This is a genomic window from Lysinibacillus irui, assembly GCF_028877475.1.
Lineage (GTDB): Bacteria > Bacillota > Bacilli > Bacillales_A > Planococcaceae > Lysinibacillus > Lysinibacillus irui.
This window is the reverse complement of record NZ_CP113527.1, coordinates 868,359-884,087: the sequence shown is the minus strand read 5'-3', so window position 1 is coordinate 884,087 and position 15,729 is coordinate 868,359. Positions and strand designations below refer to the sequence as shown.

The following is a 15,729-nucleotide window of genomic DNA, read 5'->3' as shown; positions in this document are numbered from 1 at the left end:
TTCACTTTCTTCTTTAAGAAAAAAGCATAAACTTTCATTTATTTATTACTACCCTTCATAATAATAGTGGTTCTTTCCCATTTTTTAAAGGTAAAGTTATATTAGTTCTCCAAATATAAATGGATGGTACCGTCTTGTTTGATAACACTATCCACCTCAGGTAATTGGTTACCAATTTTAGTCCCTTCGCCATGCCATTCTATACGGAATGGATAAAATTGCTTGGCAATATCATCCTTTGTTTGACCGATAAAATTCGGTACCTTCACAGTAATTGGATCACCATAACGATAATCTTTTTCAAGCTGTTCCTTCGATTTTTCAATACCTACAAATGGTGCAACATCCTCAATAATTTGCCCAACAATAGGTGCTGCTACAACCCCACCAAACTGTGTCGTCTTTTTCGGATTATCAACAGCCACATAGACAACAATTTGCGGATTGTCCGCTGGTGCAAAACCAATAAAAGATACGATATATTCTCCACTTTTATAACGGCCGTTTTCAACCTTTTGTGCCGTTCCTGTTTTACCGCCAATTCGTAATCCATCTCGAAAGGCTTGTCGACCTGAGCCGTTCGCGACTACCGATTCTAAAGCACCTCGAACTTTGGCAGAGGTTTCCTCACGGATTACTTGTTTTTTTACAACTGGTTCCGTCTCTTGAATAACTTCCCCTGAATTCGGATTAAATACCTTCTTTACAACATATGGCGTAAAGAGCTTGCCTCCATTTATCGCCGCGGCTACCGCTTGAACCTGTTGGATAGGTGTTACGGCTACCCCTTGGCCAAATGAGGTTGTGGCTTGCTCAACAGGTCCAAAGGCTTCCTTCGAAAATAAAATACCTGATGCTTCACCTGCAATATTAGAACCTGTCTTTTGACCAAAGCCAAAATCTTTAATATACTGCAACAACCGCTCATTACCTAGGCGCTGTCCTAATTCTATAAAGCCGGGGTTACAGGAGTTTTCAACGACCTCTAAAAACGTTTCATGCCCATGCCCTTCACGTTTCCAGCATCGAAGCCTTGCTCCAGCCACCATCGTATAACCTGGATCATAAAAAGTTTCATTCTCTAAATCAACTAGATTTTCTTCCAATGCAGCACTAAGGGTAATAATTTTAAACGTTGAACCTGGTTCGTATGTCATCCATACAGGTAAATTCCGATTATAAATGGCTGGCTCTACTAATTGATATTCGGCTGGATGAAAAGTTGGATAGGAGGCTAATGCCAAAATTTCACCATTATTTGGATTCATAGCAATAGCTAATGCTTGGTCAGCTTCATAGCGCTTCATAGCTTGTGACAATTCACGCTCAACGACCTGTTGGACATCGACATCAATTGTTAACTCAATCGTTGCGCCATCCTCGCCTGCTTTCCAGGCACTTGAAACATTCGGTAAATTATTCCCTTTTGCATCTGTAAATAGACGGATAGCAGAAGAATTTGCCTGCAAAAACTTATCATATTCATATTCAATTCCTGCTAAGCCTTGTGCATCATAGCCAGTAAAGCCTAAAAATCGAGATAATAGTGTACCATAAGGATAATCCCTAGAATAGTCAACACCACTATACAATCCTTCTATCTGCATCCCCTGTAATTCTACCGCTTTTTCATATGGTATATTTTTACCTTCAGGCGCTAACTTCACTAAGTACGCTTTTTTCTGCATTTTTTCTAATAACTTCTCTTTATCTACTTCTAAAACTTGCGCAATTTTTTCGGCAGCTCCTTCAATATCTTTACTTTGTGAAGGCATGAAATATAATGTTGGCGCTAACTTATTCGTTACAATACTTTCGCCATCTCGGTCTGTAATGTGTCCTCGTTCATTTGCAAATGGAATTTCTCGATCCCAATTCTCCTCTGCCTTGGTTGTCAGTTCTTTTTGATCTAAAACTTGCAAAAAGAACAACCTAATCACAATCGCCACTGCTACACACATAAACAACACATATAAAACACGTAAACGCTTTTTAGAATGGATAGAAATCCACTTCATTCGACATCACACCTTGTTTTTTACAACGTATGAAATAAAGTGGACTTCTATTCAATGTTATTCATCATCTACTTCTTCAACTTCACCCTCGGAGGCAGCTTCAACGTCTTGAACGAAGCTTTCTGCAGGTGTTTTAAGCTTCACAACGATCGGCGAACTATCTGTGATGACAGTTCCAGCTGATACGCTTTGACTTGCTACAAAACCTTCACCGAAAATCTCCATCTCTAGCCCTGTCATGGATTTAAAAACAAGTAAATTTCGTAAGGACCAATTTGTGAAGTCTGGCAATGTTATATCACCATCCGTCTTTAAAAATACAAAACTACCTTTTACAAGTTTCTTTGTATCTTTTGGATATTGATCTATAACTTTACCACCATCACCCACAACGATTGGTTGTAATCCATCATTCGCTAACTCTACTTCAAGTGCTTCAGCACTTTGGCCAGTATAATCTTGGATACCAACTTTATCCACATGCTGAATATCATCTGGATTGATGTTAAGGTGCTTTAAGCTATTTAACATAACTGGATTAAAGACTTTAGACACTGGTACTGAGCCAAGCTCATTGTTTAACTTAGGTTTTTTCACTGAAACGTACATGATTAACTGTGGATCATCAACAGGAGCCATTCCTAAAAATGAATATAGGAATTGGTTAGCACCCCATGAATAAGAGCCATCTGCTCGAGGAATTTGCGCTGTCCCTGTCTTCCCAGCAACTTCGTAATCCTCTAGAATAAAATCCTTTGCTGTCCCATATTTTGATGTTAATGTGGAGGCAAGAATTTCTCGTACTTGTTTTGCCGTATCAGCTTTAATTGGTTGTCCTTTTTCAACAGGTTCATGATTTTGAATAACCTTTCCTGTTGAAGAATCTACGATACGGTCGATAACATACGGCTGCATCATCTTACCATCATTCGCAATAGCCGTCATTGCTTGAATAAGCTGAATTGGCGTGACTGTTGAACCTTGTCCGTACGTTGTTGTTACGCGTTGAATTGGATATTTAGATAAAATTGTCCCCGTTGCTTCGTTTGGCAAATCAATGCCTGTTTTATGACCGAAGCCAAAGCGATCTAAATATTCAATGAAAACCTCATCGCCAATTAATTTTAATAAATTGGCCATGGCCGTATTCGATGAACGCTGGAATCCCTCTAAATAAGAAATTGTCCCCCACCCAACTTGATTATGGTCACGAATAGTACGGTCGAGTATAGTATATGAACCTGATTGGTAGGGAGCATTCGGTGCCCATGTATTTGTATCAATAGCTGAGGCGAGCGTGAATGTTTTCATCGTGGAACCTGGCTCAATCGTTTCTTCAATTACCTCATTTAGCCACTTCATATTTTGACTTTCACGTGTTTCTGGGTTAAATGTGGGACGCTGTGACATCGCTAAAATTTTCCCAGTTTTAGGATCTGCTACTACCGCGGTCATGGACTCAGGATTATACTCCTGTTCTACCTTCGTCATCGCCTCTTCTAAAAAGCTTTGGATCGTTTTATCGAGTGTTAAATAGATGTCATCCCCATTTTTAGCTGGCGTAATCATTTTCTCGCTATTTGGTAGTAAGTAACGGAAAGCATCCGTCTCATATTCAACCTTGCCATTAACGCCAGTTAGTTCTTTATCGTAAGTATATTCTAGTCCCATTTCTCCCTTTGTTGTCACCGTGCCATCTTTATTATCCTTTTTCAGTGCATAGCCTATTAAATGTGAGGCAAACACTCCATTTGGATAATAACGTTTTAGGTCACTAACAAATAGAATTCCCGGTAGTTTTTCTTTCTGTATTTTACTCATAACCTCGTGACTAATGCCGCGGCCTGCGCTTCCAAACTCCACTTGATATAAAGGTTTTCCATCACTTCGATAGCGATTGTTTAGTTTCTTAACAACCTCTTCCTCTTTCATTGCTGGAATATATTTAGCTAAAACCTTTGCTGTTTTTTCAGCATCAACAACATGTCTTGGTTTCTTTGGGTCTGTGGTTGCCGCTTCATTTACGATAGCAACCAAGCGATAGCTTAACGTATCTTCCGCAATTACTTGACCACTTTGATCATAAATTTTCCCACGATTTGCTGTAATAACACTTTCCTTACCATACTTTGCTGCTGCTCTCGCTGCAAGCTCTTGTCCTTCTACTTCTCCTGTCGCTTGAATTGTTACCATTCTTGTGAATAATACAAAAAAGAGCCCTCCATAAAAAATTAATAATAGAAAGGCTCCCCATTGGAATCGAAATCTCTTTTTTTTCATTCTCCCGGCACTACCTTTACATTTTTCTCATTTTGAGTTAAACCGAGTTCTTTTGCTTTTTTCCAGATATTTTCGTATGTAGAAAGTTCACTTACACGAACCGTTAAGTCAACATTCTGTTTCGCAATCTCTTCTGCTTCTGATTCGATCTTTTGAATGTCCATACTTGTTGTTTGAATAGCTGCTTGGTTATTTAATACTAGCACTCCTAATACAGCGATAATGCCAACTAAAACTAGTAGCATTGTTTTTTCAAACTTCTGGTTCGTTTTTTTACGACGTATGATAGTGGGTTGTGGACTAGGTGGTGTTATCGGTTGTTGCACTTGTTGATGTTGGTGCTGTTGCCTTACACGAACTGCTGCCATTTACTCACGCCCTTTGTCGTTAATTTTTTCCACCACTCTAAGCTTCGCTGAACGCGCACGATTATTTACTGCCAATTCCTCTTCTGAAGGAATGATTGGCTTTCGTGTAATAAGCTTTAAAGTAGGTTTCATGTCATCAGGAATTACAGGTAAATTTGGTGGTAATTCCGGTAATGATGACGCTTCCTTAAAGATTGTCTTACATAGGCGGTCCTCCAATGAATGGAACGTAATGACACTAATGCGCCCCCCTACGTTAATCATATCAATCGCATCGACTAATGAATCCTCTGCTGCGCCTAGCTCATCATTTACAGCAATTCGTATTGCTTGGAAAATGCGCTTTGCTGGATGTCCACCTTTTCGGCGTGCCGCTGCTGGAATACCCTCTTTAATCAGCTCGACTAGTTGACCAGTAGTTTCAATCGGTGCTAGTTTACGGGCCTCCTCAATTTTACGAGCCACTTGCTTCGAAAATTTTTCTTCCCCATATCGGAAAAATATCCGTACGAGATCTTCGTATGCCCATTGATTGACAACATCAAATGCTGTAAGTGTTGCCGTTTGGTCCATACGCATATCGAGTGGTGCATCATGGTGATAGCTAAAGCCTCGCTCAGGTGTATCTAATTGTGGAGAAGATACGCCTAAGTCATATAAAATACCGTCAACTTGATCGATACCATGAGCCAATAGCTCCTCTTTTAAATAACGGAAATTCGAATGAATAAATGTCACACGCTCAATATAGGGCGCTAATCGAACCTTCGCATTTTCAATAGCCGTCATATCCTGGTCAAAGCAAATTAAACGGCCTTTATCTGATAATTGTTGTACTAAATATTCACTGTGTCCTGCACCGCCTAGCGTACAGTCCACATATACACCATCAGGATCGATGTTCAACCCATCAACAGTTTCTTTTAATAACACGGTTGTATGATCGAACATACCACACGCTCCTTTCAGGCCTTAACCTCATACAACATTTGCGTTGTAATACCTATCAAAGTTAAAAATCAAAGCCAATCATATTTTCTGCAATTTCATTAAAAGATTGTTCAGACTCACTAAAGTAATCTTCCCAAGCATCTTTAGCCCAAATCTCAATTCGATTTGAAACGCCTAACACCACACACTCCTTGACAAGATGTGCATGTTGCATAAGTGTTGTTGGGATATTGATGCGCCCCTGCTTGTCTATTTCTACCTCTGTTGCTCCAGAAAAGAAAAACCTTGCAAATGCACGTGTATCTTTTTTGGTCATTGGTAAACCTTTTAATTTTTCTTCGAGTTTTCGCCATTCATTCATAGGATAGCCAAATAGACAGTTATCGAGACCTCTTGTAACAACAAACGTTTCGCCTAAAGCGTCACGAAATTTTGCCGGTACGATTAATCGCCCTTTCGCATCAACGGAGTGTTGATATTCTCCCATGAACATACTACTCACCCCACTTTATTAAATAATGTACCACATCCCCCCACTTTCCTCCACTTTTTTTAAAAAAAACTTGACATTTTATCGCTTAATATGCAATTAGACCTTTAGGGAATTATCCGACATATGCTAAAGGACATAAAAAAAGAGCTACCCATAGTAGGATAGCTCTTTAAATACTACTTTTTCAGACATCATTCATCATATCCACATGATATCAAATAATCACTTAGGTAAAAAGCACCTGATATTACGTTTATAAATAAAGTAAATAGTGGTGTTTACCGATGCTATAATTTTGCTTTAGCATTTCAGTTATTAACATAGGTCCAAACTCATTGAAATATTGGTATGGATTATAGGTTCTCTCTTGGAAACCATCATTTGGGTACAACTCATTTTGCAATGTCGTGAATTTACGAATAGTCGTTTCATGCTTACTTAGTACAGTTTGTTCAATTTTTTGCTGTAGGTAATCAAATTGCTTCGCATGATTTTCTTGATTTTTCTCAAGGATTTTATCTAAATGCAATTGTTGTTTCTCTAAGTAGGATGCTAGCTCCTCATACTTTTCAGTTAATAATTGCTGCATGTCATGAATTTGACGCTTCGCTTCACTATCCTGAACATCTGCAATAAAGCGTTCTTTCAATTGCAATGCCTTTCCTTCCCAAACGTCTGAAACCGTTAGTTGATGCTCACGTAACAACTGTTCTACATGTCTTGTAACAATTGTGATATGAAGACGTGGTGCAAAAATTGGCATTTGTAGATCTAATACCTTGAATGCATTTTTCAGTGTAGCCCAATAGGCCAATTCACCAGGTCCTCCAACAAACGCTAGGACAGGCAGTGCCATCTCCTGCATCAAAGGACGAGTCACTACGTTATTACTTAAACGTTCAGGGTGCTTTTCTGCAATATCTAGTAGCTCTTCTTGTGAAAACTTGATGTTCGCTGCTAAATTAACAAACAGCTCATTTTTCCGTTCTAAAAGATGACGTTCTCCATCCTCCACATAGAATAAATTGGCTGCTTCAGCTGTTGCCAAAATAGGCTTCCCGTAGCCTGCTTGCTCAAGCTCTTCTTCCTTTTCGGTTACTACTCTAGCAATTTCTTCATTGTTTTGAATAATTTGTGCAAAATATTTACTTTCAAATTGGCGGAATTGGAAGTCAGCAGCATCAATTAACAACAAGCCTTCTTCTTTGAACAGTTGATTCATTAAACAAACAAAGAAATCCGTAAATGTTTCACTATCATTTAATGCGTCCACCAATTGTTTAATTAGCGCTTCCGTAAACTCCGTTTCACCAATATCTCGAACAATTGTGTTAATCAATTGTGTCATCGCTTCTTTGTTTAACGTTGTTGCAGACGCCATCGTCTTACGTCTAGATCGCTCACTGTATGCACGCTTTTTCAGTAGTTCTCCATGAACTGTATACGTGTGATTAATTTCTTCTAAATCATGATCTTCTCCGGCTATCCAAAAAACAGGGATAACAGGCTGTTGCAGCTTTACACTTTGCTCTTTGGCTAATGCTATCACTGAAATAGCTTTATGAACGGAGTAAAGAGGGCCAGTTAAGATACCTGCTTGTTGTCCACCAACTACTACCATAGCTCCTTGCTCTAGTTGTTCTAAGTGTTCGTTCGCTTTTTGGGATAGCCCAAACGGCTCCATAAATTGTCGGATGATAGCTGTTAATTCTTTTTGATCACGGGCATGTTGGGCTAAATGCTTCGCTCGATCCTCAAAAGCTTGATCATTATAATCATATTCAAAAAACTGATGAATAGCAGTATTTGGCGACCAGTAATCTGCTAGCACATGATTTTTTATAGGTACTTGGATAGACTCCAGTTTCATTTATCATAAACTCCTCTACTCACTAAATCATTCTTACTTGGAACGAGAAATTATTCCATTCATACTATGCACATAATCCCAATTCGGTTTTTCCGAACTTGCTCGAAAAATACTTTAGGCAACATAATGTGGATACACCTTATGCCAGAGGACGAGTATCTTAAAAGCTCCCTCTAAGAAGGGTACCCATTCCTGTTCATTCGGTACAAAAACATACAAAAAAATTAAATTTAATGTTTTCACCCAATACTATGCTTCTAGCACTAAGGTGTATAAATGCAATGAATATTCCCATTCATACAAAATGATTTTTTAATAACTATTTTCAATGCTACTATTTTAACGCTTATAGCTTCAACATGAAAAGAAAATGCTTAGACTACATGTAAATATTCTATAATGGATTGAATAACGCCTACGATACAAATGACTACGTATGCTGTACTAAGTATTAAAAACAAAAAACGCCAAATCTTCTTTAATAACGGCATCACTTCTAGTTCCTTTTTCGTTCGCCAATCAATATATGTAAAAATCATAGCCATCATTAGTGCAAGAATCACTAAAAGTGCTCCTACATTCACACGCCACAACACCCCAATAGCTAAGGGGACCGAAAAAAACAAACACAATGTCGTAACATCAGAGGCTGCTCCAAAAGCATGTGTGCCACGAATTTTAATTTTTCTACCTACGAGATAAACAATAACAAAAAGAACTATTGGACAAAAAATAATGATACTAATCACGATATGTAAAAGGTCTTTCAACTTCTTTCACCGCTCTCCTCTAGTGCAAGTACTTGGTGATATAAAGTACGCAAAGTTGGCAAATGATGACCCTTTGCCAATGCTTTGTTTAAAATGACGCCAACTATTGTTTCAATTTCACTTTTTCTACCCTGCAGGCGATCCGCCAGCATAGATGATGTATTTTCGGCTGTTTTCCTACATAAGTCTACCACATCACCAAAAGATATGGAGTGTTCCATGTTTTCAAACGCTTCAGTAAGCTCTTGATAAATATTTTCCATCAGTAAAAACGCTTGTTTATTTGTTACTAACTCCCCGTTGTTTAATTGTAGTACAGCAGTTAAAGGATTAATCAAACTATTAAGTATGGCTTTGTCAAAAAGCATTTGCTCCGCATTACTAACCATTTCAACAGGAAACAAAGAACAATGTAATTGAAGTAACTTCTCAAAGGTGTGTTGTTTCCCTCGTTCTACAGCAATTTTACACAGTCCTACTCCTCTATGACAAACCGTTGTTTGATCTACCCTTTGAGCACCAAAGGACACAGAGCAAAAGGCAATGTTTTTTTGTGGTAAGTTTAACACTTCCTCAAAATGCGCTAATCCATTTTGCATAAATAATAACGGCATATCACTTGGTAATAAAGCTAATTGTTTATAGAGCTGTTGCAAATGACTATATTTTACAGCAATCACTAGTAAATCTTGCATTGGAAGAGAAGTCAAATTTGTTGTAGAAACAATATTTTGCACAGTTTTAGTTCCGTCCACGTTGATACGTGTCAACTTTTTAGTATTTAGCTCATTAACCTGCTCCTGTCTTCTCACAACCAATGATACCGATGTACCCGACTCAGCTAAAAAACTTGCTGTTAATTGACCAACTGCTCCGGCACCTATTATGGCCACTTTCATTTTTTACACCCTTTCTATCTCAATGTGTACTGTCCTCTGAGTCACTTCTTATGATAACGGTTAACTAAACTATGTCTTTCACTACCCTGAGATTTCAGAACCATTAAATCAGGCATCGTCATCCACTCAGGACATGGTGATTGAACGCTACAAGTGCTCCTCTTTCGGACAAAAGAAATTTCCAAAGCCAAAATAAAACGATAAGAATAAGGTGCCCTAGATTAGATCTAAGGCACCTTAAATATTGGTTCTTTTATTATACAGGATTGTTTGATTGTTGACGATATACAGAAAGGGTTTTACCTCCAGAAAAGCAATGAATTTCATTGTTTAAAAATGCCTCACACCTGTCACTTTAATCTTTCATCAATGAATAGCCTTGCTGTAGCCATTTCACCAATTTCTCATGCTCATTTTGCAATTCACGATGCTTCATTTCAAGCGTTTGATAAGCCTCAGTTAATTCGTCAAAACTTGTCAATGCCAATTTCAAGTGACTTCGCATAGATTGTTGCGGCTGATTTCGCACAGCTAATAGCGACTGACTATATTGACCACGTAATGTTTTATTCCAGCGGAAACCACATGCTTGTTTTGTACGACCTAGTTCTGCAGCCGCCATTTCAAAGGCTTCTAGCTGCGTTTTACCATTTTGCACATTATGCAAGACAATCTCTGCTAGTCTTTCATCGTCTTCCTTTGTCCATTGATCTTTTCTTTTTTTCAATTCCATAATCTATCACCCTCGCATTTTTTACTACTATATGCAGTAACGAGCAAAATAGAATCATTGCATGAAAAAAGACAGTGATCTTGATTTCCTCTTATCACTGCCTCTATACATTACTTATTATTATTCTTTGTCAAGAAATTATTAACTGCTTGGTGGTGCGCGTCACTTTCCCACAACTTTGCACATGTCCGAACTTCCTCCATTACACGCTCATACATATTGCATTCACGCCACTTCCGAAGTTCAATTTCTTTATACGCCTTATGAACAGAAGGATGGATTTTACGCATATGTTCAATAAAATCATCCAACGCTTCTTCTTTCGAGCCTTCAAAAACACGCATAGCCCACCCTATCTCATATAATAGCTGTGCGGGATATGGCTTTGCATCTACAAGCATCTTCATCGCACGATCATGGCGTAATCCCCGCTCAAATAAGTATGTACCACCACCCCAACCACTTGTAATCGCTAAGGTCCCTTGAATAAAGCCACACTTCGCATGACTTGCCACTAGACGAAAATCACAGGCTGTAGCAATCTCACAACCACCTCCAACAGCAGTACCATTTATAAGAGCAATAGTCGGCACCGGCAGTGTTGCAAGTTCATATAATATTTTCCCCATCTTACTTAACATACCAAATGCCTCATCTTCTGTTTCTAACGAATGAAACTCTGATAAATCCCCACCAGAACAAAATGATTTATCACCAGCACCTGTCACTACTAAAAATCGGACATCTTCATGCTGACGAATATATGTAATGACTTCTTGAAGACCATCCATAACCTCATCATTAACCGCATTCCGCTTCTCTTCACGATTAATTGTAAACGTCATAATGCCATCAGCATTATCAATTTTATAAGACATATTGTTCCCCCCTTTGTTTCAATGAATAAATTGTATCATACAATTATTTTACTATTGTAAAGAACTTCATAATCAACAAAATATTCCGTCTTTTTAAGCCAACAAAAAGGCTAGTAAAGAGCCATGGTCTCTCTACTAGCCTTTTAAGTGAGCAAACACTGTATTATTTGCTAACTACTTCTTTACCTTTGTATTGTCCGCAAGCTTTGCAAACACGGTGTGATAATTTAGCCTCACCACAGTTAGGGCAAGTTACCATACCAGGTACAGATAATTTGAAATGCGTACGACGCTTTCTTTTTGCAGTTTTAGAAGTTCTTCTAAATGGTACAGCCATTGATGGCACCTCCTTACAGATCGTCTATTCGTCTGTTTGATCAAAATACTTAGCTAAAGCAGCTAGTCTTGGATCCACTTTTTGTTCATCAGCTTTTTTGTGTAGCTCTACGTCTTCATCTGTTGCATAAGACCAATTTTTACCACCATGCATTTGTCCTTCAGAATTTTCTTTGAACACTTGCATTGGTACCTCAAGTAAAATTAATTCCTCAAGAACTGGTTTCATGTCGATGACTTCACCGTCAATATAGTGAATGTCTCCGTCATCGTCTCCTCGCTTATCTTCGTCAATCCAGCTAAAAATTTCAACTGTCTCAACTTCGATAGGAAACTCAACATCCTCCCACGTGCGAGCACATGGAAGTGTTAACGTCGCTGTCACAGTTAACTGACATGTCATTTGCGATGCACCAAAAGTACATAGCCCTTTTACATGAACGGGCGAAATTGCTCGAATATCCTGGTTTCGCTCCATCACTTCATCCAGCTGGACAAAGGCATCGATTGGCATCCCGTTTTGGCGGTATTTAGATAATTGATGAATTGACCATTTCATTCGTTTAATCACCTCGAGACAACACTGTTGATTATATAATGTGTAAAAATAGATGTCAAGATAATTTCTTGTCACCACTTTAAAACCCACCTATAATTATATACTATGAGAAGTGTATTTGCTCCTACAGTTTTAAATAAAGACACAAATTATAAGGGGGAAAAGCATGCAAGCGGTTGGAATTGTTGTTGAATATAATCCTTTTCACAATGGACATGCTTATCATTTAAAACAGGCTAAAAAAGTAGCACAGGCGGATATCGTCATTGCAGTGATGAGCGGAACATTTTTACAACGTGGAGAACCTGCCATGGTTGATAAATGGACACGTACTAAAATGGCCCTTGCTGGCGGTGTGGATATAGTGATCGAGCTTCCTTATGTCTATAGTACAGCACCTGCCTCCGATTTTGCAAAAGGCGCTATTTCTTTATTAAGCGCTGTTGGCTGTGAGTCGTTTGCCTTTGGTAGTGAGAATGGTTCTATTCAACCGTTTTTGAACACTTTTGAGCTGATTGACCACAACCGTTCAGAATATGACATACTTATTAAAGAAAGCCTTAAAACAGGTGCAAGCTATCCTAAAAGTCTACATTATGCCTATGAACAGCTTTCTCAGAAGTTCCCTGCTCCATACATCGATCTTGCTCAACCAAATAATATTCTGGGCTTTCATTATCTTGAAGCAGCCAAGTCACTTGGGAGCCATATTAAACCACTAACAATTCCTCGCATCGCAGCAGGCTATCATGATGTTTTAAAGGAAGATTCATCGATCGCCAGTGCAACGGGTATACGTAAAGCTCTTGCGTCCACAAGTTCTTTACAGAGTGTGCAAAATGTTGTCCCAGAGTCCACTTTTGACTTTTTAGCTGATTGGTATAATAAATATAACCATTTTGCAAGCTGGGAAAGATTTTGGCCATTATTGCAGTTCACTATAATAAGACATACACCTTCAGAACTCACTCGTTATGCAGAAGTAACAGAAGGTATTGAAAATGCCATAGTGAAGGCAGCCAAGACCAGCAATTCTTTCAATAGCTTTATGGAAAAAGTAAAATCCAAACGTTATACATGGACTCGTCTTCAACGTATGATCACACATATTTATACTGGCTTTACAAAAGAACAGCTTCAAAGTTTTGAACAGCCAACCTTTATTCGATTACTAGGCATGAGTTCTAAAGGACAAGCTTATATAGGTAAGCACAAAAAGGATATTGAGTTACCTTTAATTAGCCGAGTAGCAGCTACCAATGATGCGATGTTAGCTATCGATATTCATGCTGCTGAGCTATACAATTTGAGTATCGAACAAGGAACAAAGGATCGCCCCCTACCTAAGGACTATCAAACACCGCCTATCCGTTGTTAACTATTCCAAAAGATTTTTACATCAAAAAAACACCCGAACTATTCTGTGAAGCTTTCGTTTCGAAATAGTTCGGGTTTAGATTTTATTTTGGCTGTAGCTGCTTTAAATAGTCGATGGCATCATCTACCGTTTTCACTGGAACAATTTTCATTTTGGTTTTGATTTCTTTTGCCGTTTTTACAGCAGTTGCATAATTAGATTCTAGCTCTGGATATTTCGCCTTCATTTCTTTAGAAATTTCATCATCTGGCGCAAAGAAGATTTCCATGCCATCTCGATCAGCTGCAATAACCTTATAATCAATTCCGCCAATTCTACCTACAGAACCGTCTATTAGCATTTCACCAGTACCAGCAATTGCGTAGCCTTTCGTTAAATCTTCATCAAGAAGCTGATCCAATATTTCAAGCGTAAACATCAAACCAGCTGAAGGCCCTCCGATATCCTCCGTTTTCATCGTTACTTTCGGAATTGTTTCGATAGATTTGCTTTCTGTATAAGATATCCCTAAACCTGCTCTATGTTCTTGCGTATTAGGGATTTCCTGCAACGTAATGGTCTCCTGTTTGCGTTCTTCATTACGTTTAAATTGAATTGTTACCTTATCTCCAAGCTGCTTAGGCTTTAAAAGGTCAACAAGCATTTGCTGGCTCGTTATTTTTTGACCGTCAACCTCGATAATTTCATCCCCAGCTTTTAAAATACCGTCCGATGCTCCGCCATCTAACACATTTAATATAAATACGCCATTAAAATGCACCTTTGTCTCTAACCCAGCCCTTTGGAAAGCTACATATTTCGCATTAAACTGAGAATCAGACATTAATTTTAACTGTCGAATATTATATTCCTCATCATCTTCTAAAGGGTTTCGTACTTGCTCCATATCCATTAGTTTTTGATATTTTTGAACTTTTGCCCATAAATACGAAAACGGTGTGGCTTGCTGCATCGCGACAGTCATTAAACTTAATGATCCCAAACTATCTGCCTCTTTGCTATCGACAGTTACAAATTTACTGACATCATAGGCACTTCCAGGTTTCATAATATACGCGTCTAGTCGGTATAACATCAAAAAACAAATCACGACTAACAACACTGCATAAATTCCAATTTTTTTCTTCACTACTAAACACCTCCTAGGACGCTTGCAAAACCATACGTTCATGTTTTTGCCATTCTCACATATATTGATTTTAGCATTTGCCTATGTGAATGACAAAAAGTTGAAACGAGTTGATAACATGTTTGCTACAATTCAAATAGCGCTCTGCGTAATTCTCATTCTCTTACTCTTGTTATTCCCACAAACCGCTCATAGTGGTACTGATTTAGGCTTAAATCTTTTCATGGAAGCACTTTTTCCATATTTACTGCCATATCTCGTGTTAACACAATGGCTTCTGCGTTTAACGGCTCCTATGCGAACAAAAACAAAAAGAGCCTCTTTATACGTACAAGCCTACATTATTAGTGCACTTGGTGGCTATCCAACAGGCGCGACAACCATTGTATATTTAAAAAATAGTGGTCAATTACACACAAAAGAAGCAAATTTTTTACTTGCTGTTTGTCATGCACCAAGTCCATTGTTCGTTCTAGGTTTTGTAAGCCTTGATTTACTAAACAGTAATACGTTTGGATGGTTGTTTTTATGTTTACTACATACTTTTAATATTTGTTGCTTAGTAACAGGCTATTACTTATTTCGCAAAACGGATCCACCTAGTATATCCGTACAAAACACACCACTCTATAGTGCTCCTTTTTCAGAAAGTATTAAAGAAACCGCTCCAACAATTCTGTTAGTTGGTACAACCATCATCTTTTTTACAACGATTCAGACCATCGTACAGGAGGGCTTAGATCAGCTAATACCAAAACTACCTTATACGGTCGAACTTTCTATTGCAGCTATCCTCGAGGTGACAAATGGCCTTAAAATGACGGTTACTGCCTTTCCAGACTTTCCGTATATCACTTTATTAGTGGTGATTTTATTAACCATGCAAAGTATCAGTATTCACTTACAAATCTTTGTTATCGCAAAATCAGCAAAACTATCTGTAAGACCTTATATAAAATTCCGCCTCCTTAGCATAATCATTGTGCCAACTATTTATGCTCTATTTTTTCTGAAATAACGATAGCTTTCACTAAAGAAAAAAGAGGATGTCATTTTTTTTGACATCC

15 protein-coding genes are annotated in these 15,729 nt (G+C 38.3%); 2 read left to right on the top strand and 13 right to left on the bottom strand.

Annotated features, from left to right (window positions below; genetic code table 11):
• Positions 1 to 101: 101 nt before the first annotated feature.
• The 12 genes from OU989_RS04165 to OU989_RS04110 form a co-directional block, all read right to left on the bottom strand.
• A complete protein-coding gene (locus OU989_RS04165; RefSeq protein ID WP_274795862.1) occupies positions 102 to 2,018 on the bottom strand; it encodes a stage V sporulation protein D in 1,917 nt (638 codons plus the stop codon).
• Between the two features lie 57 nt (positions 2,019 to 2,075).
• A complete protein-coding gene (locus OU989_RS04160) occupies positions 2,076 to 4,298 on the bottom strand; it encodes a penicillin-binding protein (RefSeq protein WP_274795861.1) in 2,223 nt (740 codons plus the stop codon).
• The gene (gene ftsL / locus OU989_RS04155; protein ID WP_274795860.1) at positions 4,295 to 4,666 is read right to left on the bottom strand and encodes a cell division protein FtsL; all 372 of its coding nucleotides are present in this window, start codon (positions 4,664 to 4,666) and stop codon (positions 4,295 to 4,297) included. The genes OU989_RS04160 and ftsL overlap by 4 nt, the downstream gene beginning before the upstream one ends.
• The gene (rsmH, locus tag OU989_RS04150) at positions 4,667 to 5,617 is read right to left on the bottom strand and encodes a 16S rRNA (cytosine(1402)-N(4))-methyltransferase RsmH (RefSeq protein WP_274795859.1); all 951 of its coding nucleotides are present in this window, start codon (positions 5,615 to 5,617) and stop codon (positions 4,667 to 4,669) included.
• Between the two features lie 61 nt (positions 5,618 to 5,678).
• Positions 5,679 to 6,110 (bottom strand): division/cell wall cluster transcriptional repressor MraZ, encoded by a 432-nt coding sequence (gene mraZ / locus OU989_RS04145; protein WP_274795858.1) that lies wholly within the window; start codon positions 6,108 to 6,110, stop codon positions 5,679 to 5,681.
• Positions 6,111 to 6,363: 253 nt separating this feature from the next.
• Positions 6,364 to 7,980, bottom strand: coding sequence for a bacillithiol biosynthesis cysteine-adding enzyme BshC (gene bshC, locus OU989_RS04140; RefSeq protein WP_274795857.1), 1,617 nt, complete (start codon positions 7,978 to 7,980; stop codon positions 6,364 to 6,366).
• Positions 7,981 to 8,354: 374 nt separating this feature from the next.
• Positions 8,355 to 8,750, bottom strand: coding sequence for a DUF3397 domain-containing protein (locus OU989_RS04135; protein WP_274795856.1), 396 nt, complete (start codon positions 8,748 to 8,750; stop codon positions 8,355 to 8,357).
• Positions 8,747 to 9,649: a ketopantoate reductase family protein gene (locus tag OU989_RS04130; protein WP_274795854.1), complete on the bottom strand. Its 903-nt coding sequence runs from the start codon at positions 9,647 to 9,649 to the stop codon at positions 8,747 to 8,749. Before OU989_RS04130 ends, OU989_RS04135 begins: the two co-directional genes overlap by 4 nt.
• Before the next feature lie 355 nt (positions 9,650 to 10,004).
• On the bottom strand, positions 10,005 to 10,382 hold the full coding sequence (locus OU989_RS04125) for a transcriptional regulator (protein ID WP_274795853.1): 378 nt from the start codon (positions 10,380 to 10,382) through the stop codon (positions 10,005 to 10,007).
• Between the two features lie 110 nt (positions 10,383 to 10,492).
• Positions 10,493 to 11,260: an enoyl-CoA hydratase/isomerase family protein gene (locus tag OU989_RS04120; RefSeq protein WP_274795852.1), complete on the bottom strand. Its 768-nt coding sequence runs from the start codon at positions 11,258 to 11,260 to the stop codon at positions 10,493 to 10,495.
• Between the two features lie 163 nt (positions 11,261 to 11,423).
• Positions 11,424 to 11,597 (bottom strand): 50S ribosomal protein L32, encoded by a 174-nt coding sequence (gene rpmF / locus OU989_RS04115; protein ID WP_004224819.1) that lies wholly within the window; start codon positions 11,595 to 11,597, stop codon positions 11,424 to 11,426.
• Positions 11,598 to 11,621: 24 nt separating this feature from the next.
• A complete protein-coding gene (locus OU989_RS04110) occupies positions 11,622 to 12,155 on the bottom strand; it encodes a YceD family protein (protein ID WP_274795851.1) in 534 nt (177 codons plus the stop codon).
• A gap of 166 nt (positions 12,156 to 12,321) precedes the next feature.
• Between OU989_RS04110 and OU989_RS04105 the strand changes: the two genes are divergently transcribed.
• Positions 12,322 to 13,533, top strand: coding sequence for a nucleotidyltransferase (locus tag OU989_RS04105; protein ID WP_274795850.1), 1,212 nt, complete (start codon positions 12,322 to 12,324; stop codon positions 13,531 to 13,533).
• A gap of 82 nt (positions 13,534 to 13,615) precedes the next feature.
• Here the strand turns inward: OU989_RS04105 and OU989_RS04100 are convergent, their stop codons facing one another.
• Positions 13,616 to 14,662 (bottom strand): SepM family pheromone-processing serine protease, encoded by a 1,047-nt coding sequence (locus tag OU989_RS04100; RefSeq protein WP_274795849.1) that lies wholly within the window; start codon positions 14,660 to 14,662, stop codon positions 13,616 to 13,618.
• Between the two features lie 118 nt (positions 14,663 to 14,780).
• Here OU989_RS04100 and OU989_RS04095 point away from each other — a divergent pair, with 118 nt between their 5' ends.
• On the top strand, positions 14,781 to 15,680 hold the full coding sequence (locus OU989_RS04095; protein ID WP_274795848.1) for a hypothetical protein: 900 nt from the start codon (positions 14,781 to 14,783) through the stop codon (positions 15,678 to 15,680).
• The last annotated feature ends 49 nt before the right edge of the window (positions 15,681 to 15,729 follow it).